This is a genomic window from Noviherbaspirillum humi (assembly GCF_900188095.1).
GTDB lineage: Bacteria > Pseudomonadota > Gammaproteobacteria > Burkholderiales > Burkholderiaceae_D > Noviherbaspirillum > Noviherbaspirillum humi.
Genome location: NZ_FZOT01000020.1, coordinates 24518 through 43402, shown reverse-complemented (window position 1 = coordinate 43402; position 18885 = coordinate 24518). Strand labels below are relative to the sequence as shown.

Genomic DNA, 18885 nt, shown 5'->3' with positions numbered 1-18885 from the left:
AGCCGCTAGGTCCAATGAGCAGACGTTACAATGTCGGCCGTTTTCACCCAAGCGAGCCCGCCATGTCTGCCAATTTGTCAAACAGCAAGTCAAACAGCATTACCCTAATCCGTCCCGACGACTGGCATCTTCATGTGCGCGACGGCGCCGTCATGGCAAGCGTTCTGCCGCATACCGCCGCTCAGTTCGGGCGCGCGATCATCATGCCCAATCTCAAGCCCCCAGTCACCACGACCACCATGGCTGCGGCGTACCGTGGCCGCATTTTGGCCGCCCTGCCGGCCGGGAGCGATTTTGAGCCGTTGATGACCCTCTATCTGACGGACAACACGCGGGCCGATGAAATTCGCCGTGCCAAAGACAGCGGCTTCATTCATGGTATCAAGTTGTATCCGGCGGGTGCAACCACCAATTCCGATGCCGGCGTCACCTCGTTATCCAAGTGCATGCGGACACTGGAAACCATGCAGGAAGTCGGCATGCCGCTGCTGGTGCATGGCGAAGTCACTGATGGCGATATCGACATTTTCGACCGGGAAGCGGTTTTCATCGACAAAGTGCTGGAGCCGCTGCGTCGCGATTTGCCCGGTCTTAAAGTCGTGTTCGAGCACATCACCACAAAGAACGCGGTTGACTATGTTTTCGGCGCGTCCGGTCCGCTCGGCGCCACTATTACTGCCCATCACCTGCTTTACAACCGCAACCAGATCTTCAAGGGCGGCATACGGCCGCATTACTATTGCCTTCCCGTTCTGAAGCGGGAAATCCACCGCCAAGCCTTGGTTCAGGCTGCCACTTCCGGCGATCCCAAATTTTTCCTTGGTACCGACTCGGCACCTCATCCCAAAGGCTTGAAGGAGCACGCCTGCGGATGCGCCGGCTGCTATACGGCACTGCACGCGATGGAACTATATGTCCAAGCCTTCGACGCTGCCGGTGCGCTCGACAAGCTGGAAGGCTTCGCTAGCCAGTTTGGTCCGGCTTTCTATGGCCTGCCCATCAACTCCGGCACCATCACGCTGAAGCGGGAAAGCTGGACTTTGCCGGAAGAACTGCCGATGGGCGAGTCCACGGTCGTGCCACTTGACGGTGGTGGCACACTGGCTTGGAAAATGATCGCGTAAACTTAACCAGCCCACCGAAGCTCATTACAGAAACCACTGCTTGAAAAGCATGGCAAATGCTGACTTGTTGACGCCGATCGATTGGCATCATCCTGGACTGTTGCCACTTGCCGAGCCAGGAATGAGGTTGTCGCAAACGGCGGACTGGATAAGTGCGATCAATGAACTTGCTGCGACCCGGAAATTGCGGAACCATCGAGGTCTGCCGGTCCGCTTTGTTCCGCAATCTTACTTGCCGGAGGGTGCTGCCTATGAAAGCCACATCAGTGCCACCGGCAATGTGCCGACGCGGGAAAATCTTCATGACTTCTTCAATGCGCTGATTTGGCTTCGTTATCCACGCATTAAAGTCCGTCTAAACGAATTGCAAGCTGCCCAAATCACAACGCCACCACAGGCGGGTGATCCGACGATGAAGCCGGTTCGCGGCAAGCTTAGGGACGCGGCGACAATCTTCGACGAAAACGCTGCAATCTTCGTCGCGACGTCACCCGAGAGCCTTGAGGCTTTACGCCTTCACCGATGGGAGGAATTGTTCTGTCGATGCCGAGAAAAATTTTGGGAAAAATGCCATGTGAGCCTATTCGGACATGCCCTCTTGGAGAAGTTGGTCTCTCCCTACAAAAGCATGACGGCGCATGCTTGGCTTTTGCTGGCGGACTCTCAGTTCAATACATGGACCGCTGCCGAGAAGGATGCGTGGATTGACCAGACTATGGTCAGTCAGTTGAACGAAACGCTGACCACTCGGTTGTTCACGCCACTTCCAATCATGGGGTTGCCGGGATGGTGGCACCCACAAGACATTGCATTCTACGAAGACAAAGCTGTCTTTCGCCCCAAACGCGTTTTGTCCACAGCAACGTAATTCAGGGTGAGTCTGACGGACTTACATCAGAAAGTGGACTCAATTCCCGCAAGGCCGACTGTGCTTATATTAGCCAAGCGTCATGCACATTCCGATCGATGATCACGCTAATTTGAGAATCCCAAAAATAAAAGAGGCATCCGAAGATGCCTCTTTCCATTTAAGCGATTAACTAGTTAATTGCTTAGAATGCGTGACGAACACCAACCAGAGCGGTGCGGTCGCTGGTGCCGTTGGTAGCAGCGTTCAGGCGAACACCGCTGTCGTTACGGGTGTAGCCGACAGAAGCGTACAGGTTGGTACGCTTGGACAGCGGATGGGAGTAACCAACAGCGTACTGGTTAGCCTTGCCATTGGCGACATCACGCAGGTCAACACGGTTCCAGGATGCGAACACGCTGTCAGCACCGATCGGGGCGGAAACGCCGAGCATGTAATTGCGGATGGTGCTGTCTGCAGTGCCTTGCAGCTTGGTGTCGCCGAAGGCGAGGTGAGCCTTAGCCACGCCGAAGTCATAGGTAGCACCAGCGAAGGTGTTCTTGACTTTGGCACCAACTGCGCCGGTACCGGCTGCGCTGAGACCAATGGCGTTTGTTACGGTTGCCAGTCCGCCAGTGACGGCGAGGCCAAGCGCATTGGTGTCCTGATAAGCCAGTTGAACATTCAGGGGACCAGCTGCATAGCCGAGACCGACAAACTTGCTGCTGCCAGCGTTAAAGGCACCAGCCTGTTCACCAAGCTTGTAGCCGAGCAGAGCGGTGAAACCGCCGAAATTCGGAGTGGCGTAGGTGATGGTGTTGTCCGAACGCGCGATCGGGTCAAGTTTGCCGATGCCATAGCCGTATGCAGCTTGCGCGTCACCGGACATGTTGATGCCGAACGGGTCGATTGCCAGCAGGGCGTTGTAGACCGAGCTGTACTGACGGCCGAACTTGATCGAACCCAGAGCCTTGCTGTCCAGACCAACCCAAGCCTGACGACCGAACAGGCGGCCACCGTTGCCCAGCGTGCCGTCGTCGATGTTGAAGCCGTTTTCCAGTGTGAAGACAGCGGAGAGGCCACCGCCCAGGTCTTCGGTACCACGGAAGCCGATGCGGCTACCGCTCTGCTGGCCAGATGCCAGGGACCATTGACGGCCAGCAGTGCTGCCGCCGTTGTCGAATTTCACGCCAACGTCGGCGATACCGTAGATGGAGACGCTAGTCTGAGCATTTGCGGCACCGGCGAAGGCGCCCAGTACTGCCAAGGCGAGAAGCGATTTTTTCATTGTGATCCTCAGAGGTTATCCAGCTAAGATTTATAGTGCTTTTGGCAAGGCGCAGATACCGTGCGTCGCTTGCTTCAAGGAACTTCCTAATAAATTAATCAAGAAGCTGACGGTATTTCATCAAATATCTCCCCACCTCACAAAGAGAATTTGCCGTTTTTGGCTTTTAGCTACCGTTTTTGTGGCAGTTGCACAACAAAATAATTACTTTTATGCATCTTTGCGTTTGCAAATTCGCATCGCGGGCTGGGTAAGGAATGTATCGGCGGTCCTATGGAAATAATGTCCCAATGCAAAAGGCCCGCTTGCGCGGGCCGGTATAAGCTTGACGCAATTACGTCATGCGGATTGCTCAAACCATCAGAACAGGTGATTCACGCCTACGGTGAAGGCGGTCTGGCTTGAGGTCACGCCACCCGGCTGGGAGAAGGCCACTCCAGTCGGCGTTGCGCCGTAGATGGAATCCCTGAAGGTGCCGTTGAATCGGGTGTAATCGATGTCGGCGTACAGATTGGTCCGTTTGGAAAGGCTGTAGGCCCCGCCCACGATGAACAAGCGGCGCTTCGATTCGGCAGTGGCCGACGGAGTGAGCTTGGTTTCATAGTAAGCAGCAGTCAGTGACAGTGCCGGCGTGAAGTTGTAAGAACCGCCGACCCAGGCGTTGCGCACACGGCTGTCGCCGGTAATGCCATCCTGACGCTCATCAATGTAACCAACAGCGACCCGGAATGGAGCAGCGGCATAGGCGGCACCGATGGTCCACTGCCGGTTGTTTTGGAAATTCGCGGCGGCGCCAGCGGCGGCAAGATTAGGATTCCTGCGGGTGTATGCGCTGCCAACGGTGAAGCCTGCGCTGCTCCAGCTTGCCGAAACAGCCTGTGCGGAATTTCCCCTGGTGTTCCCGGCGACCTCGCCCAAGGCGTATTCTGCGCCGACTTTAACAGGGCCGAATTGTCCGGTGTACTGGACATCGTTGACCATGCGGGAGCCGCCGAAGGGGCTGGTCACGGCAGCATTGACCTGGGTGCCGGCAGCAGCAGTCGCCGTCGGAATGATGGTCGGATAGCGGAAGCTGAACGGATCGTAGTTAAAAATGGTCCAGAACGCCAAGCTGTACTGCAGGCCGAGGTCGAGGGAGCCCCATGGGCCGCCCAGGCCGACTGAAGCAGTACGATCAAACAGGGTATTAGCGAGTGCCAAAGTACCGGCCTTGGAGCTAAAGCCGGATTCCAGGTTGAAATGGGCATTCATGCCGCCACCCAGATCTTCCGTGCCGCGGAAACCAAGACGATTCGAGTTGGAGGTGCCGGATGCCATGCTCCACAGGTTGCTTCCTGCCGAGGTGCCATTCAAGCCATTATTATTGTGGCGGACACCGGCGTCGATGGAGCCATAGATGGTGACATTGCTTTGTTGTGCTTGTGCAACGCCTGCAATTGCGCCAAGAACAGCTAGCGCCAGAAGCGATTTTTTCATTATTACGTCTCCAGAGATGATTGCTTGATTTTTACGTTCGGGCGAAAAGTGCATTTGCCGAAGCTTCCAAGTTCTAATTACTCTTTTCTTAGAAGGTGGGTTGATTTGAGCAAATCTGGAAAGCTTGAGCAAAGAATATTTGTCATTTTTGGACGTATTTCCTCGTCTCGTTGTTATATTGCAACGGGTGCAACACATAGTGAAACTGGCTGAATTCTAAGCTCGAGATTTTCTTGGCGGCAAAGAGGGATCGATTCGTCGAAATCAGTTTTTACTGACATCAGTTTTTAAGGATCAGCATGTTGGGCTTGTTAAATTCGGATCACTTTATCGAGGCCTTCGATAAGGCTTTGCGTGTAATTTCGGGCAATGCGGTTGCGCACCGACCCACCCCTGGCCGCGGCACTGCAGAGGCACCGCTGAGCGATGAAGCAAAGCGTCGCAGTGCCGGCCTAATGCGCGTGAATCACGTTGGAGAAGTGTGCGCTCAAGCGCTTTACGATTCGCAGGCACAATTTGCTCAGTCTCCAGCGACTCGCGTTCAGTTCAAGCTGGCAGGAAGGGAAGAGGAGGACCATCTTGCATGGACGGCTGAGCGATTGGAGGAACTGGGGTCCCGGCCGAGCTTGCTCAACCCGGTTTGGTACGCTGGCTCATTTCTTCTTGGAACTATCGCTGCTCGTGCAGGTGACGCATACAGCCTAGGTTTTGTCGTGGAAACAGAGCGTCAGGTAGAAGCGCACCTGATGTCTCATCTCGACAGGTTGCCAGCAGCCGATGCGAAATCCCGTGCCATTGTTGAACAAATGCGCATGGATGAAATCGAGCATGGCAATGCCGCCAAGCGCATGGGGGCGAACACGTTGCCCTGGCCCGTTCGAAAGGGCATGCAGCTGACTGCGAAGATAATGACCACGACCGCCTACTACATTTAATCGATCGCCGGACGAAAGTAATGTCCGGCGCGATGTGTGGTTTTCTACTTAAGGAAGGTGGAAAGCTAATCTTCCACGATTTCGAAAGAGTGCGTCATCTCGGCAGTCTTTTCCAGCATGATGGACGCAGAGCAGTACTTCTCGTGGGAGAGCTTGATCGCTCGTTCGACCAGGTTGGCTTTCAATCCGCGTCCTGTGACAACGAAGTGAAAATTGATCTTGGTAAAGACCTTGGGATCCTTTTCAGCGCGTTCCGATGTCAGCGTGACCTCGCATCCTCGGATGTCCTGGCCGCTTTTTCTAAGAATCAACACAACATCGTAAGCAGTGCAGCCACCGGTGCCGGCCAACACGACTTCCATGGGGCGCGGCGCGAGATTTTGTCCACCACCTTCCGGGGCGCCGTCCATCATGACGATATGGCCAGAGCCGGTTTCGGCCATAAAGGACATGCCCGAAAGCCCTGTCCAGCGAACTTTGCATTCCATAGTTTTATCCAAAAATGATGAGATTGAATATCACCCGATGGGTGTTGTAAATTGCCGGAAATCTAATCGAAACGGCTTGAGGTCTCAAAGCGAAGTGATATCATTTTGATACTTTTGCTGGTGCCGAGCGAGTTTTCTTCGACGCCAAGCCGTCGGTGAGCATGAAGACGACGGCCTGATCGAAAACACTTCGTTACCTGCTTCAGTCTCTTGTTTGGCATGTTGTCTCCTCCACCCTCCTCCTTTGGTGTGGATTTCGACCCGAAGCTTAACCGCTTCGGGTTTTTTTTGCCTCACCCTATGGTTATTCATTCAAAGAATAGCTTGCTGTTGACGTGGGAGGTCTTTGTCCAATATCATGGAGGGCTTTCCGTTTGCTCAGGAAAGATAAAACAAGGCTGCGTCCGCTTCTTCTGCTCGAGTTGTTAGTTGCGGAACCACCGTTTTGAGCAAGTTAATCTTTAAGGATGTTCATCATGAAAACCTTTTCCGCTAAGTCCCATGAGGTACAGCGCGACTGGTTCGTGATTGACGCGACGGACAAAGTCCTCGGACGTGTTGCCAGCGAAGTGGCACGCCGACTGCGCGGCAAGCACAAGCCAGAGTTCACTCCCCACGTCGACACCGGTGACTTCATCGTCGTCATCAACGCAGGCAAGCTGCGCGTGACCGGCAACAAGTCCCTCGATAAGACCTACTATCGTCACAGCACCTACCCGGGCGGTATCTATTCGACCAATTTCCAGAAGATGCAGCAGCGTTTCCCCGGCCGCGCTCTGGAAAAGGCAGTCAAAGGCATGCTGCCGAAGGGCCCGCTGGGCTATGCCATGATCAAGAAGCTGAAGGTCTATGCAGAAGGCACGCATCCGCACGCTGCCCAGCAGCCGCAGCCCCTCGAAATTTAAGGACTGGACATGATCGGTAACTACAACTATGGAACCGGCCGCCGCAAGAGCGCGGTAGCTCGTGTCTTCATCAAATCGGGTACTGGCCAGATCGTGGTCAACGGCAAGCCCGCCAGCGAGTACTTCTCGCGCGAAACCGGCCTGATGGTGATCCGTCAGCCGCTGGAGCTGACCAACAACGTCGAACGCTTCGACATCATGGTCAACGTTCACGGCGGCGGCGAGTCCGGCCAGGCAGGTGCCGTTCGTCACGGCATCACTCGCGCCCTGATCGACTACGATGCAGGCCTCAAGGCCGAACTGGCTCGTGCCGGTTTCGTGACCCGCGACGCCCGCGAAGTCGAACGTAAGAAGGTCGGTCTGCGCAAAGCACGCCGCGCCAAGCAGTTCTCCAAGCGCTAATCGCGTTTCGGAAATCGTTCAAGCCGCCAGGTTCGCCTGGCGGCTTTTTTGCTTTTCAGATCGATAAACGCAGGTCGTCGGCGCAGGCTTGAGACGCGGGCGGTACAATGCGCGAAAACACATCAGCCAAGGAAGAAAATGATCAAGGTAGGCATTGTTGGAGGAACGGGTTACACCGGCGTTGAGCTGCTGCGTTTGCTGGCGGCGCACCCGGGCGTGGAGTTGAAGGCCATTACCTCGCGCAAGGAAGATGGCATGCCGGTGGCGGACATGTTCCCGTCGCTGCGCGGCAGGGTATCCTTGGCTTTTTCGGCACCGGACAAGGCCGAGTTGACCGCGTGTGACGTGGTGTTCTTCGCTACTCCCCATGGAGTCGCCATGGCGCAGGCGCGTGAACTGCTGGCTGCTGGTGTCAAGGTGATCGACCTTGCCGCCGACTTCCGCTTGAAAGATCCCGCCGTGTTTGAAAAATGGTATGGCATGCCGCATTCCTGCCCGGACCTGCTCGAAGAAGCTGTATATGGTCTGCCAGAAATCAACCGCGAAGCCATCCGCAAGGCACGCATCATTGGCTTGCCAGGCTGCTACCCGACCTCGATGCAGCTTGGCCTTGCACCGCTGCTGGCGCAGGGCAAGCCTCTGGTGAATGAATCTGCGCTGATCGCCGATTGCAAGTCGGGTGTGTCTGGCGCAGGCAGAAAGGCTGAGGTGCATACCCTGCTGGCCGAAGCCGCCGACAATTTCAAGGCTTACGGCGTGAAGGGGCATCGTCATCTGCCGGAAACCACTCAGGGCTTGCAAGCCATTGCCGGCCGCAGGATCGGGTTGACGTTCGTGCCGCACCTGGTACCGATGATTCGCGGCATCCACTCCACGCTCTACGCGACCATTCTGCCGGAAGCACTCGACGTCGATTTTCAGAAACTGTACGAAGATCATTTCCGGGGAGAGCGCTTCGTCGATGTCATGCCGCCCGGCAGCCATCCGGAAACCCGTTCCGTACGCGCTTCGAATCAACTGCGCATCGCGGTGCACCGTCCGGAAGGCGGCAATTTGCTGGTAATTCTGGTAGTCGAAGATAATCTGGTCAAGGGAGCGGCCGGTCAAGGCGTTCAATGCATGAACATCATGTTTGGCCTGGAGGAGTCGACCGGCTTGAACATGGTGCCGGTATCGCCCTGAAATCGTTTTACACCAAACATGGTTTCACTTGGCTCGAGCCAATGGTAACGGTGTGAGGAGCGGCTCATCTGAACCCTTGCCATTTCTGCGAAGAAGCGTTCAAATGGTGTTGTTATAGAGCAACCCCTGCGCATTGATTGATACATGCCAATTCGTGACTGGGATGCTTGCCTAATATAAAGACATGTCATTCCGGCGATTGGCCGGTCATCAAGAGGAAAACATCATGCTGGGACGCAAATCCAAAGGCACGATAGACAGCCTGATCGGGCTTTCGACCATCGTCGAGGGAAACATTACGTTCAGCGGCGGCTTGCGAATCGACGGGCATGTGAAAGGAAACGTCTGCGCCAAAGAGGAAGAAGGCAGCATGCTTATCGTTTCGGAGCATGCCAAGATCGAAGGCGAAGTCCGGGTCGCTCAGTTGGTGATCAATGGTGAGATCATCGGGCCGGTTCATTCTTCCGAAGTGCTTGAATTACAGCCGAAGGCCCGCATAACTGGAGATGTGTTCTACCGGGCGCTCGAGATGCACGGCGGCGCCGTGGTATCCGGGAAACTCACTTATGAACAAAGTGAGGAACCTGTGCTCAAGCTGGCGATGTCGAATACGTGAAATTTTTCAAGGCCGTATAATCGGTCTGTTGATCCCCATTTGCAGGAGTTGCGCATGAATGCCGTTACCGAAATGCCCGCGCCGATCGTCTTCACCGACAGCGCCGCGATGAAAGTTGCCGAACTGATTGCCGAAGAAGGCAATCCCGACCTGAAGCTCCGTGTATTCGTCCAGGGTGGCGGCTGCTCCGGTTTCCAGTACGGTTTTACCTTTGATGAAATCGTCAACGAAGACGACACGACCATGGAAAAGAACGGCGTCCAGCTGCTGATCGACTCCATGAGCTATCAATATCTGGTCGGCGCCGAGATCGATTACAAAGACGACCTCGAAGGTGCCCAATTCGTGATCAAGAACCCGAACGCCACGACGACGTGCGGTTGCGGTTCTTCCTTCTCGGTGTAAGTGCCGCGATGATGAAAAAAGGACGCTTCGGCGTCCTTTTTTGTTTCCGCCTTCGACTGCTCAGGCGGGATACAGCGCCCCGAGTATTCGCAGTCCCCGGGCGCCGGTTACCGCAGGCAGATTGCCCGGCTGGCGGCGATGGAAGCGGAAGGCAAGCCAGGCAAAGGCAAGCGCTTCGACATGATTGGCGGAAATGCCCAGCGTTTCGGTGGTGCCGATCCGCAGACCGCCATGGGTGCAGCCGAGGCAGCCAGCCAGCTCGGCCATCAGTTGTGCGTTGAAGGCACCGCCTCCGCAGACATGAACCGAAGCTGCAGCCGGCGCATGCAAGCGGATCGCATCGGCCAGCGTCTCGGCGGTGAAGGCGGCGAGCGTGGCTTGCACGTCCTGCGACTGCCATGCGGCCGATTGCGGCAGCTTTGCCAGCAAGCCATCCAGCCAATCGAGATGGAACAAGTCCCGTCCGGTGCTTTTTGGCGGCGGCAGGGCGAAATAGGGTTCTGCCTTCAGCTTGTCCAGCAGGGCGGGGATTGTCCGCCCGCTTGCCGCCCAAGCGCCATTCGCGTCATAAGGCTGGCCGCGATGACGCTGGATCCAGCCATCCATCAGCACATTGCCGGGACCGGTATCGAAGCCAGCTACCCGGCCGTCGGGGTGCAGGACGCTGATATTGGCAATGCCGCCGATGTTGGCAATTACCCGCTGCTCTCGCGGCGATCCAAACACTGCCTGATGAAAGGCCGGCACCAGCGGCGCGCCTTGGCCGCCAGCGGCAATGTCGCGACTGCGGAAATCGGCGATGACGTCGATGCCGGTGAGTTCCGCCAGCAGCGCCGGATTGCCTGTCTGCCAGGTGTACCCGCATTCGGGCCGATGGCGGATGGTTTGTCCATGGGCCCCGATAGCCGTGATGCTTCCGGCAGCGGAACCAGCCTCTTGCAGCAATTGACGCACGCAGTCGGCATAGGCCAGCGACAGCGCATTTCCAGCCAGCGCCTCGCGGTGAATTTCGTCGTCGCTTCTGGCTTGGAGCGCAAACAGGGTTTGACGAAGTTCGGACGGGAAGGGCAGATAGGCGGTTGCCACCGTATCGACGACCAGATTGCCGGATGCATCCTTGCCGAAAGAGGCCAGCGCGCCATCGACGCCGTCGAGACTGGTGCCGGACATCAGGCCGATGAAGAGTTCGGGATTATCTTGTCGGACAGCCATGAGGTCAGCGGCGAAGGGGAAGGGGAAGGGGAAGGGGAGCAATCTTGCATATCTTGCCGGTCACCCGACCGGCAAGATATGGACTGGATCATCGCTCAGCGCGATGCCACCTTGATGTTGCCGCGCTCGCCCGGGGAAAGCAAGGCGAAGCGGTGCTGCATGTCGCTGGCGACGCTGCGGAAGCGCTGCAGTTCGGCGCCGGCCAGCGCCTGGGCGTTCGGCACCTCGATCGACAGCGGGTCGCGCGGCGTATTGTTGACCCGGAATTCGTAATGCAGGTGCGGGCCGGTGGACCAGCCGGTCATGCCGACATAGCCGATCACCTCGCCCTGGCCGATCTTGCTGCCCTTGTGCAGACCGCCGGCGAAGCGGCTCATGTGGGCATAGGCAGTGCTGTAATCGTTCCAGTGCTTGATCACCACCACATTGCCATAGCCGTTCTGGGTGCCGATGAAGTCGATGACGCCATCACCGGCGGCGCGGATCGGCGTGCCGACGGCGGCGGCGAAGTCCACGCCCTGGTGCTGTTTCCACTGGCCCGAAATGGGATGGCTGCGCATGGAAAAGCCAGAGGAAATGCGGGAAAACTCCAGCGGGGACTTGAGGAAGGCTTTTTTCAGCGACCGGCCGTCGAAGGCGTAGTAGCCGCCGCCCTGCCGGTTGCCGGGCTCGTCGAACCATACTGCCTGGTAGGTCGAGCCGTTGTTGACGAATTCGCCAGCAAGCACGCGGCCGGCGCGCACGAATTCGCCGTCCTGCCAGAAGGTTTCATAGACCACGTTGAAGCGGTCGCCGCGGCGCAGGTCGGCAGCGAAGTCGATGTTGGTGGAGAACATGTCGACGATCTGCGATGCCACGCTGTCCGGAATCTGGGCGGCGTCGGTGGCAGCGAAGAGGGAGGAACGGATCTCGCCCGACTGCATCTCGATGCGGCGCTCCAGCTTGGCGGACGTCTCGGACGATTTGAACTTGTCGCCGTCGCGGCTGACGACGATGGTCTTGACCGGGTTGCCGGCGGTGTCGACCAGCGTGGCGCTCAGACGCTGCAACGCGCCGCTGGCGCTGGTCTGTGCCTGAACCTGGCGGCCTGCCTTCAGTTGCAGCACGTTGCGGGCGAGAGCGTCGGCCTTGATGAAGCTGGCAGCCGCTTCGTCATCCACGCCGAGTCGCTTGAGCAGGGTGGCCAGGGTATCGCCCGGACGCACCCGCTCTTCGCGGTAATAGCGGATGTCGCCGGCCTCCAGGCTGGCGATCTGGTCGGCCAGCGTCGGGATGGCGAGTTCTTCGGTAATGGACTTGACCGGCAGGTCGGCGGCATCGGGCGCCATCGGCGCCACGCCGGCCGCGCCGAAAGCGCAGGCCGCCAGGAACAATGCCGACGCTGATACGATACGCGTCTTGCGCGATGTGCCGAGCAGTTTGCGGCCCAGGCTCAAGCCGGGGAAATTATCAATGGATCGCATGCAATCAGTTAAAATTTGCCGTTCTGGTTCAAGAACTTGCAACAATCAGGCAAAAGCCTGGATTGTTGCTGCCAAACCGCGGTCCGAAAACGGAGAAAAAACGGGTAAAACTCATGAACGGTCGCAATATGCTTCCGTCCGAAAGTCTGTGTTGCCGGTAGAAGGTACTGCTGCTGCATGCCAGAGAAACCCGCTCATGTGGATGTGGGCCTGGCACCGATCCGAACTTGCCGTAGATCAATTGCAGCCTTGAAAGCTGTCGCGATTATATCAAATTGGCCTTGACTCTATTTTTAATGTTTTAACTTATTCTGTCGTCCCATGGATCTCCCTCAGCATACCAACGATAACAAAAACGCCCCGGCGCCCGCCGTTCTTCCGCTCTCCGATGCCGTCCAGGAGGCGCTTGCCATTGCCAAGCGCGGTGTCGACGAGCTGCTGATCGAATCCGAATTCGCCCAAAAGCTGGCGCGCGCCGAAAAGACCGGCCAGCCGCTGCGCATCAAGCTCGGCCTCGACCCGACGGCGCCGGATCTGCACCTTGGCCATACCGTCGTGCTGAACAAGATGCGCCAGCTGCAGAATCTCGGCCATACCGTCATCTTCCTGATCGGCGACTTCACCTCGATGATCGGCGATCCGTCCGGCCGCAACATCACCCGGCCGCCGCTGACCCGGGCGCAGATCGAGGAAAACGCCAAGACCTATTTCGCCCAGGCCAGTCTGGTGCTGGACGCGGAACGCACCGAGATCCGCTACAACTCCGAATGGTCCGATCCGCTCGGCGCGCGCGGCATGATCGAGCTGTCGGCCAAGTACACCGTGGCGCGCATCCTGGAGCGGGAGGATTTCACCAAGCGCTTCAAGGCCGGCACCCCGATCTCGGTGCATGAACTGTTGTATCCGCTGATGCAGGGCTACGACTCGGTGGCGCTGCGCTCCGACCTGGAGCTGGGCGGCACCGACCAGAAATTCAACCTGCTGGTCGGCCGCGAGCTGCAGAAGGACTACGGCCAGGAACCGCAGTGCATCCTGACCATGCCGCTGCTGGAAGGCCTGGACGGCGTGGAGAAGATGTCGAAGTCCAAGGGCAACTACGTCGGCATCACCGAGGCGCCGGCCGCCATGTTCGGCAAGCTGATGAGCATTTCCGACACCATGATGTGGCGCTACCTGGAGCTGCTGTCGTTCCGGCCGATGTCGGAAATCGAGCAGTTCCGGCGCGAAGTCGAGCAGGGCCGCAATCCGCGCGACATCAAGGTGCTGCTCGGCCAGGAGATCGTGGCGCGCTTCCACTCGCCGAAGGCGGCGGAAGAGGCGCTGGCGGACTTCAACAACCGCGCCCGCGGCGGCATCCCGGACGACATCCCGGAGGTGATGCTGGCCGGCGCGCCGCTCGGCATCGGCCAGCTGCTCAAGCAGGCCAATTTGTGCGCCTCCACCTCCGAAGGACTGCGCATGGTGGAGCAGGGCGGCGTGCGCATCGATGGCGCCACCGTCAGCGACAAGGGCCTGAAAGTCGATCCCGGCACCTTCGTGGTTCAGGTCGGCAAGCGCAAGTTCGCCCGCGTCGTGCTGGCCTGAGCGCATGATCGCTTTGCTGCAGCGGGTGGCGCAGGCCAGCGTGCGGGTCGACGGCGAGGTGGTCGGCGAGATCGGCCCGGGCCTGATGGTGCTGCTGTGCGCCGAGCGCAATGACGGCGAAAAGCAGGCCGATGCCTTGCTCGCCAAGCTGCTCGCCTACCGCGTGTTCTCGGATGAAGCCGGCAAGATGAACCGCAGCCTGGCCGACGTGCAGGGCGGCCTGCTGCTGGTGCCGCAATTCACGCTGGCGGCCGACACCGCCGCCGGCACCCGGCCGTCGTTCACGCCGGCGGCGGCGCCGGAAGAAGGGCGCCGCCTGTTCGATTACTTCACCGCCCGGGCGCGGGAGCGCCATGCCCGGGTCCAGACCGGGCGCTTCGGCGCCCACATGCAGGTCGGGCTGGTCAACGACGGCCCGGTGACTTTCTGGCTGCAGGTCAAGCCTGCGGCCCTGGCTAGCCAAGGCAACCAACCTTAGGAGACATGATGAAACTGTGGAGTGATTCATTTCAGGATGGCGAGCGCATTCCGGGCGAATACGCCTTCGCGGTGATCGATCCGGCTACCCATGTGACGCTGTCGGCCAACCGCAACCCGCACCTCGCCTGGAGCGGCCTGCCGGCCGGTACCCGCTCGCTGGCGCTGATCTGCCATGATGTGGACGTGCCTTCGCGCGGCGACGACGTCAATCAGGAAGGACGCACCGTGCCGGCCGATCTGCCGCGGGTGGACTTCTTTCACTGGGTACTGGTCGACCTGCCGGCGGAAATGCCTCCCATCGCCGCCGGCCAGTTCTCCAGCGGCGTGACCGCGCGCGGCAAGTCCGGCCCTGACGTGCCGGGCGCCGGCGGTGCGCGCCAGGGCATCAACGACTACACCGGCTGGTTCGCCGGCGATCCCAGCATGTCCGGCGACTACTACGGCTACGACGGTCCATGCCCGCCGTGGAACGATTCGCTCATCCACCACTATGTCTTCACCCTGTATGCGCTCGACGTCGAGCGGCTGGAAGTGGAGGGCAAGTTCACTGGCCAGCAGGTGCGCCAGGCCATGCAGGGTCATGTGCTCGGCCAGGCCAGCATCACCGGCACCTACACGCTGAACCCGGCGCTCGCCGTGGGCGGAACGGGCGGCGCGTGACCGAAATCCTGCTGATTCGCCACGGCGAGACCGCCTGGAACGCCGAGAGCCGGCTGCAAGGCCATATCGACATCCCGCTCAACGAGCAGGGACGCCGCCAGGCCGACGCGCTCGGCCTCGCCCTGCTGGACGAGCCGCTGGACGCCGTCTACGCCAGCGACCTGCAGCGTGCTTATCACACCGCACTGGCGGTGGCCCAGCCGCGCGGCATGGAGGTCGTCACCGATGCCGGCCTGCGCGAACGCTGCTACGGCGGCTTCGAGGGCATGCTTTACGCCGACATCGGGCAGCGCTATCCCGAGGCCTATGCCGCCTGGAAGGCACGCGACATCGATGCCCGCTTTCCCGCCGGCGAACGCGAGGCGGAAACCCTGCGCGAGTTCGCCGCGCGCGCGCTGGAAGCCATCGGCCGGCTCGCCGGCCGCGCCGGGCAGCATCGCATCGCCATGGTGACCCACGGTGGCGTGCTGGAATGCGCCTACCGCGCGGCCCAGGGCAAGGGCTTCGAGCATCCGCGCGACTTCGACATCTTCAATGCCAGCGTCAACCGCTTCCTCTGGGATGGCGGCCGCCTGCTGCTGCTGGACTGGGGCGATATCCGCCATCTGCAGGATCGGGAAGCCCCCTGCCCGGTGACGCTGGACGAGATCGACCGCTGACCTTCCGGCCGGCCACCGTTCGGAGCGCCGGCCGGTTCCTGTCACCGGCTCACGCCAAGGCAACGCCCGACGCCCGACGTCCGACGCCTTCTGTCGCCGCCCGACAACGGTACCGGGCCGGCGGTGATGGCGCTACAATACCGCCTCCATTCCTCCAGCTACCTCTTGCCGTGAACATCGGTCCGCATTTTCTCCGCAACAATGTGTTCGTCGCCCCTATGGCGGGCGTGACGGACCGGCCTTTCCGCCAGCTGTGCAAGCAGCTCGGCGCCGGCTACGCGGTGTCCGAAATGGCGGCTTCCGACCCGCGCCTGTGGGCCAGCGAAAAGACCGCGCGCCGCATCAACCACGACGGCGAGATGGAGCCGAAGGCGGTGCAGATCGCCGGCGCCGATCCGGCCATGCTGGCCGACTGCGCCCGCTTCAACGTCGAGCGCGGCGCCCAGATCATCGACATCAACATGGGCTGCCCGGTAAAGAAGGTGTGCCAGAGCTGGTGCGGCTCGGCCCTGCTGCAGAACGAAACGCTGGTGGCGCAGATCCTGGAAGCGGTGGTGGGCGCGGTCGATGTGCCGGTGACGCTGAAATTCCGCACCGGCTGGGACCGGCAGCACAAGAATGCCCTCACCATCGCCCGCATGGCCGAAGCCAGCGGCATCGCCATGCTGACCCTGCACGGCCGCACCCGCGCCGACGGCTACGGCGGCGAGGCGGAGTACGACACCATCGCGGCGGTGAAGGCGGCGGTGGGCATCCCGGTGGTGGCCAACGGCGACATCACCACGTCGGAAAAGGCGCGCTTCGTGCTGGATTACACCCGGGCCGATGCCGTCATGATCGGCCGCGCGGCCCAGGGCCGGCCCTGGATCTTCCGCGAGATCGATCATTTCCTGCGCACCGGCGAGCACCTGCCGGCGCCGACGGTGAAGGAAGTGCGGGCGCTGATGCAGGAACACCTGCCGGCGCATTACGCTTTCTACGGCGAGTACATGGGCCTGCGCACCGCGCGCAAGCATATCGGCTGGTATGTGCGCGACCTGCCCGGCGGCGAGGACTTCCGCCAGCGCATGAACCGGCTGGAAAGCTGCGAGGAGCAACTGCAGGCGGTTGACGCCTTCTTCGAATCGCAATTGTTGCATGGCAAGCGGTTACAATACGGCCTCCACGCCGACCAGCCGCGGCTCGCAGCCTAGCAATATCACAGCAACAATCTTCTTTTTCACAGCAATGAGCAAAGACAACATTCAGGACGTGGTTCGCAAAAGCCTGGAAAAATACTTCAGGGACCTGGGCGAGCAGCAGCCGACCAACGTCTATGAAATGGTGCTCTTCACCGTGGAAAGGCCGATCCTGGAGGTCGTCATGGCGCGCGCCGAGGGCAACCAGTCGCTGGCGGCGGAAATGCTCGGCATCAACCGCAACACGCTGCGCAAGAAGCTGCAGCAGCACGGCCTGGCCTGAACGCCAGGCGCTTCGGCGCACGTGGCGCGCAGGCCTGCGCCGCAACCAAAGCTAGCTTCACGAATGACCGCGCCGCGGGACGGCGCCGGTGGCACAGAATTCCAACCTCTTGCATGTCCATCATGATCAAACAAGCCCTTATCTCCGTGTCCGACAAAACCGGCGTGCTCGATTTCGCGCGCGCCCTGGCCGACATGGGCGTGAACATCCTGTCCACCGGCGGCACCGCCAAGCTGCTCGCCGACAACGGCGTAAAGGTGACCGAGGTCGCCGATTACACCGGCTTCCCGGAAATGCTGGACGGCCGCGTCAAGACCCTGCATCCCAAGGTGCATGGCGGCATCCTGGCGAGGCGCGATTTTCCGGAGCATGTGGCGGCGCTGGAAAAGCATGCCATCCCGACCATCGACATGGTGGTGGTGAACCTGTACCCGTTCCAGCAGACGGTGGCCAAGGAAGAATGCTCGCTGGAAGACGCGATCGAGAACATCGACATCGGCGGCCCGGCCATGCTGCGCTCCTCGGCCAAGAACCACAAGGACGTGGTGGTGCTGTGCGATCCGTCTGATTATGCCCGCGTGCTGGAAGAGATCCGCGCCACCCGGGGCGAGGTAAGCTACGAAACCCGCTTCGCGCTGGCGAAGAAGGTGTTCGCCCACACCGCCCAGTATGACGGCGCCATCACCAACTACTTCAGCTCGCTCGGCGCAGACCGCCAGCATGCCACCCGCAGCAGCTATCCGCAGACCCTGAACCTGCACTTCGAGAAGGTGCAGGACATGCGCTACGGCGAGAACCCGCACCAGTCGGCCGCCTTCTACCGCGACCTGAAAGCGGTCGACGGCGCCCTGGCCAACTACCGCCAGCTTCAGGGCAAGGAACTCTCCTACAACAACATCGCCGACGCGGATGCCGCCTGGGAGTGCGTCAAGACCTTCGACGAGACCGCCTGCGTCATCATCAAGCACGCCAATCCCTGCGGCGTCGCCGTCGGCACCGATGCGCTGAATGCCTACGGCAAGGCCTTCCAGACCGACCCGACCTCGGCCTTCGGCGGCATCATCGCCTTCAACTGCGAAGTCGACGGCAAGGCAGCCGAAGCGGTGGCGAAGCAATTCGTCGAGGTGCTGATCGCGCCGTCCTTCAGCGCCGAAGCGAAGCAGGTGTTCGCCGCCAAGCAGAACGTTCGCCTGCTCGAGATCCCGCTGGGCAAGGGCGTCAACGCCTATGACTTCAAGCGCGTCGGCGGCGGCCTGCTGCTGCAGTCGCCCGATGCCAAGAACGTGCTGCCGGCCGAGCTCACGGTGGTAAGCCGCCGCCAGCCGACGCCGCAGCAGATGCAGGACCTGATGTTCGCCTGGCGCGTGGCCAAGTTCGTCAAGTCGAATGCCATCGTGTTCTGCGGCAACGGCATGACGCTCGGCGTCGGCGCCGGCCAGATGAGCCGGGTGGATTCGGCCCGCATCGCGTCCATCAAGGCTCAGAACGCCGGCCTGTCCCTGGCCGGATCGGCGGTGGCGTCGGATGCCTTCTTCCCGTTCCGCGACGGCCTCGACGTGGTGGTGGATGCCGGTGCGACCTGCGTCATCCAGCCGGGCGGCTCGATGCGCGACCAGGAAGTGATCGATGCCGCCAACGAGCGCGACGTGGTCATGCTGCTGACCGGCACCCGCCATTTCCGTCATTGATTTCAACGTT

The 18885-nt window shown here is 60.0% G+C and carries 20 protein-coding genes; 15 read left to right on the top strand and 5 right to left on the bottom strand.

Annotated features, from left to right (window positions below):
* The first annotated feature begins 62 nt into the window (after window positions 1-62).
* Both pyrC and CHB88_RS21030 read left to right on the top strand, forming a co-directional pair.
* A complete protein-coding gene (pyrC, locus tag CHB88_RS21035) occupies window positions 63-1124 on the top strand; it encodes a dihydroorotase (RefSeq protein WP_089401315.1) in 1062 nt (353 codons plus the stop codon).
* Between the two features lie 49 nt (window positions 1125-1173).
* Window positions 1174-1992, top strand: coding sequence for a DUF3025 domain-containing protein (locus CHB88_RS21030; RefSeq protein WP_245845126.1), 819 nt, complete (start codon window positions 1174-1176; stop codon window positions 1990-1992).
* Window positions 1993-2176: 184 nt separating this feature from the next.
* Here the strand turns inward: CHB88_RS21030 and CHB88_RS21025 are convergent, their stop codons facing one another.
* Together CHB88_RS21025 and CHB88_RS21020 are read right to left on the bottom strand one after the other, a co-directional pair.
* Window positions 2177-3259: a porin gene (locus tag CHB88_RS21025; RefSeq protein ID WP_089401314.1), complete on the bottom strand. Its 1083-nt coding sequence runs from the start codon at window positions 3257-3259 to the stop codon at window positions 2177-2179.
* 360 nt (window positions 3260-3619) lie between these two features.
* A complete protein-coding gene (locus CHB88_RS21020) occupies window positions 3620-4735 on the bottom strand; it encodes a porin (RefSeq protein ID WP_176442586.1) in 1116 nt (371 codons plus the stop codon).
* Between the two features lie 299 nt (window positions 4736-5034).
* On the opposite strand from CHB88_RS21020, the gene coq7 reads away from it, so the two are divergent.
* Window positions 5035-5670, top strand: a complete 636-nt coding sequence (coq7, locus tag CHB88_RS21015) for a 2-polyprenyl-3-methyl-6-methoxy-1,4-benzoquinone monooxygenase (protein WP_089401312.1) — start codon at window positions 5035-5037, stop codon at window positions 5668-5670.
* A gap of 65 nt (window positions 5671-5735) precedes the next feature.
* On the opposite strand, the gene CHB88_RS21010 is transcribed toward coq7, so the two are convergent.
* Window positions 5736-6158 carry an OsmC family protein gene (locus CHB88_RS21010; RefSeq protein WP_089401311.1) on the bottom strand — a complete coding sequence of 141 codons (423 nt, stop codon included), beginning with the start codon at window positions 6156-6158 and terminating at the stop codon, window positions 5736-5738.
* A 476-nt stretch (window positions 6159-6634) separates the two neighbouring features.
* Between CHB88_RS21010 and rplM the strand changes: the two genes are divergently transcribed.
* The 5 genes from rplM to erpA all read left to right on the top strand — a co-directional run bounded on the left by rplM (window position 6635) and on the right by erpA (window position 9668).
* A complete protein-coding gene (gene rplM, locus CHB88_RS21005; RefSeq protein WP_089401336.1) occupies window positions 6635-7063 on the top strand; it encodes a 50S ribosomal protein L13 in 429 nt (142 codons plus the stop codon).
* Between the two features lie 9 nt (window positions 7064-7072).
* Complete coding sequence (gene rpsI, locus CHB88_RS21000; protein WP_089401310.1) at window positions 7073-7465, top strand: 30S ribosomal protein S9; 393 nt, start codon at window positions 7073-7075, stop codon at window positions 7463-7465.
* Window positions 7466-7603: 138 nt separating this feature from the next.
* Window positions 7604-8647: an N-acetyl-gamma-glutamyl-phosphate reductase gene (gene argC, locus CHB88_RS20995; RefSeq protein ID WP_089401309.1), complete on the top strand. Its 1044-nt coding sequence runs from the start codon at window positions 7604-7606 to the stop codon at window positions 8645-8647.
* 226 nt (window positions 8648-8873) lie between these two features.
* Window positions 8874-9263: a bactofilin family protein gene (locus tag CHB88_RS20990; RefSeq protein ID WP_089401308.1), complete on the top strand. Its 390-nt coding sequence runs from the start codon at window positions 8874-8876 to the stop codon at window positions 9261-9263.
* 54 nt (window positions 9264-9317) lie between these two features.
* Entirely contained in the window at window positions 9318-9668 is a 351-nt protein-coding gene (gene erpA, locus CHB88_RS20985; RefSeq protein ID WP_089401307.1) for an iron-sulfur cluster insertion protein ErpA, read from the top strand.
* Between the two features lie 60 nt (window positions 9669-9728).
* Here the strand turns inward: erpA and CHB88_RS20980 are convergent, their stop codons facing one another.
* Both CHB88_RS20980 and CHB88_RS20975 read right to left on the bottom strand, forming a co-directional pair.
* The gene (locus CHB88_RS20980) at window positions 9729-10880 is read right to left on the bottom strand and encodes an anhydro-N-acetylmuramic acid kinase (protein ID WP_089401306.1); all 1152 of its coding nucleotides are present in this window, start codon (window positions 10878-10880) and stop codon (window positions 9729-9731) included.
* A 95-nt stretch (window positions 10881-10975) separates the two neighbouring features.
* Complete coding sequence (locus tag CHB88_RS20975) at window positions 10976-12343, bottom strand: M23 family metallopeptidase (protein WP_089401305.1); 1368 nt, start codon at window positions 12341-12343, stop codon at window positions 10976-10978.
* Window positions 12344-12664: 321 nt separating this feature from the next.
* Here CHB88_RS20975 and tyrS point away from each other — a divergent pair, with 321 nt between their 5' ends.
* From tyrS to purH, 7 genes are all read left to right on the top strand, one after another.
* Window positions 12665-13927: a tyrosine--tRNA ligase gene (gene tyrS, locus CHB88_RS20970; RefSeq protein WP_089401304.1), complete on the top strand. Its 1263-nt coding sequence runs from the start codon at window positions 12665-12667 to the stop codon at window positions 13925-13927.
* Between the two features lie 4 nt (window positions 13928-13931).
* A complete protein-coding gene (dtd, locus tag CHB88_RS20965; RefSeq protein WP_089401303.1) occupies window positions 13932-14405 on the top strand; it encodes a D-aminoacyl-tRNA deacylase in 474 nt (157 codons plus the stop codon).
* An 8-nt stretch (window positions 14406-14413) separates the two neighbouring features.
* Window positions 14414-15067 carry a YbhB/YbcL family Raf kinase inhibitor-like protein gene (locus tag CHB88_RS20960; protein WP_089401302.1) on the top strand — a complete coding sequence of 218 codons (654 nt, stop codon included), beginning with the start codon at window positions 14414-14416 and terminating at the stop codon, window positions 15065-15067.
* The gene (locus CHB88_RS20955; RefSeq protein ID WP_089401301.1) at window positions 15064-15726 is read left to right on the top strand and encodes a histidine phosphatase family protein; all 663 of its coding nucleotides are present in this window, start codon (window positions 15064-15066) and stop codon (window positions 15724-15726) included. Before CHB88_RS20960 ends, CHB88_RS20955 begins: the two co-directional genes overlap by 4 nt.
* A 170-nt stretch (window positions 15727-15896) precedes the next feature.
* Window positions 15897-16919: a tRNA dihydrouridine synthase DusB gene (gene dusB, locus CHB88_RS20950; protein ID WP_089401300.1), complete on the top strand. Its 1023-nt coding sequence runs from the start codon at window positions 15897-15899 to the stop codon at window positions 16917-16919.
* A gap of 34 nt (window positions 16920-16953) precedes the next feature.
* Entirely contained in the window at window positions 16954-17187 is a 234-nt protein-coding gene (locus CHB88_RS20945) for a Fis family transcriptional regulator (protein WP_089401299.1), read from the top strand.
* A gap of 122 nt (window positions 17188-17309) precedes the next feature.
* On the top strand, window positions 17310-18875 hold the full coding sequence (gene purH / locus CHB88_RS20940; protein ID WP_089401335.1) for a bifunctional phosphoribosylaminoimidazolecarboxamide formyltransferase/IMP cyclohydrolase: 1566 nt from the start codon (window positions 17310-17312) through the stop codon (window positions 18873-18875).
* Window positions 18876-18885 lie beyond the last annotated feature (10 nt).

Coding starts and splice junctions, on each gene's coding strand:
- CHB88_RS21030 (WP_245845126.1), top strand. CDS start 1,174: ATGGCAAATGCTGACTTGTTGACGCCGATCGATTGGCATCATCCTGGA.
- CHB88_RS21020 (WP_176442586.1), bottom strand. CDS start 4,735: ATGAAAAAATCGCTTCTGGCGCTAGCTGTTCTTGGCGCAATTGCAGGC.
- coq7 (WP_089401312.1), top strand. CDS start 5,035: ATGTTGGGCTTGTTAAATTCGGATCACTTTATCGAGGCCTTCGATAAG.
- CHB88_RS20980 (WP_089401306.1), bottom strand. CDS start 10,880: ATGGCTGTCCGACAAGATAATCCCGAACTCTTCATCGGCCTGATGTCC.
- CHB88_RS21025 (WP_089401314.1), bottom strand. CDS start 3,259: ATGAAAAAATCGCTTCTCGCCTTGGCAGTACTGGGCGCCTTCGCCGGT.
- rplM (WP_089401336.1), top strand. CDS start 6,635: ATGAAAACCTTTTCCGCTAAGTCCCATGAGGTACAGCGCGACTGGTTC.
- CHB88_RS21010 (WP_089401311.1), bottom strand. CDS start 6,158: ATGGAATGCAAAGTTCGCTGGACAGGGCTTTCGGGCATGTCCTTTATG.
- CHB88_RS20945 (WP_089401299.1), top strand. CDS start 16,954: ATGAGCAAAGACAACATTCAGGACGTGGTTCGCAAAAGCCTGGAAAAA.
- erpA (WP_089401307.1), top strand. CDS start 9,318: ATGAATGCCGTTACCGAAATGCCCGCGCCGATCGTCTTCACCGACAGC.
- tyrS (WP_089401304.1), top strand. CDS start 12,665: ATGGATCTCCCTCAGCATACCAACGATAACAAAAACGCCCCGGCGCCC.
- CHB88_RS20960 (WP_089401302.1), top strand. CDS start 14,414: ATGAAACTGTGGAGTGATTCATTTCAGGATGGCGAGCGCATTCCGGGC.
- CHB88_RS20990 (WP_089401308.1), top strand. CDS start 8,874: ATGCTGGGACGCAAATCCAAAGGCACGATAGACAGCCTGATCGGGCTT.
- rpsI (WP_089401310.1), top strand. CDS start 7,073: ATGATCGGTAACTACAACTATGGAACCGGCCGCCGCAAGAGCGCGGTA.
- CHB88_RS20975 (WP_089401305.1), bottom strand. CDS start 12,343: ATGCGATCCATTGATAATTTCCCCGGCTTGAGCCTGGGCCGCAAACTG.
- purH (WP_089401335.1), top strand. CDS start 17,310: ATGATCAAACAAGCCCTTATCTCCGTGTCCGACAAAACCGGCGTGCTC.
- pyrC (WP_089401315.1), top strand. CDS start 63: ATGTCTGCCAATTTGTCAAACAGCAAGTCAAACAGCATTACCCTAATC.
- argC (WP_089401309.1), top strand. CDS start 7,604: ATGATCAAGGTAGGCATTGTTGGAGGAACGGGTTACACCGGCGTTGAG.
- dtd (WP_089401303.1), top strand. CDS start 13,932: ATGATCGCTTTGCTGCAGCGGGTGGCGCAGGCCAGCGTGCGGGTCGAC.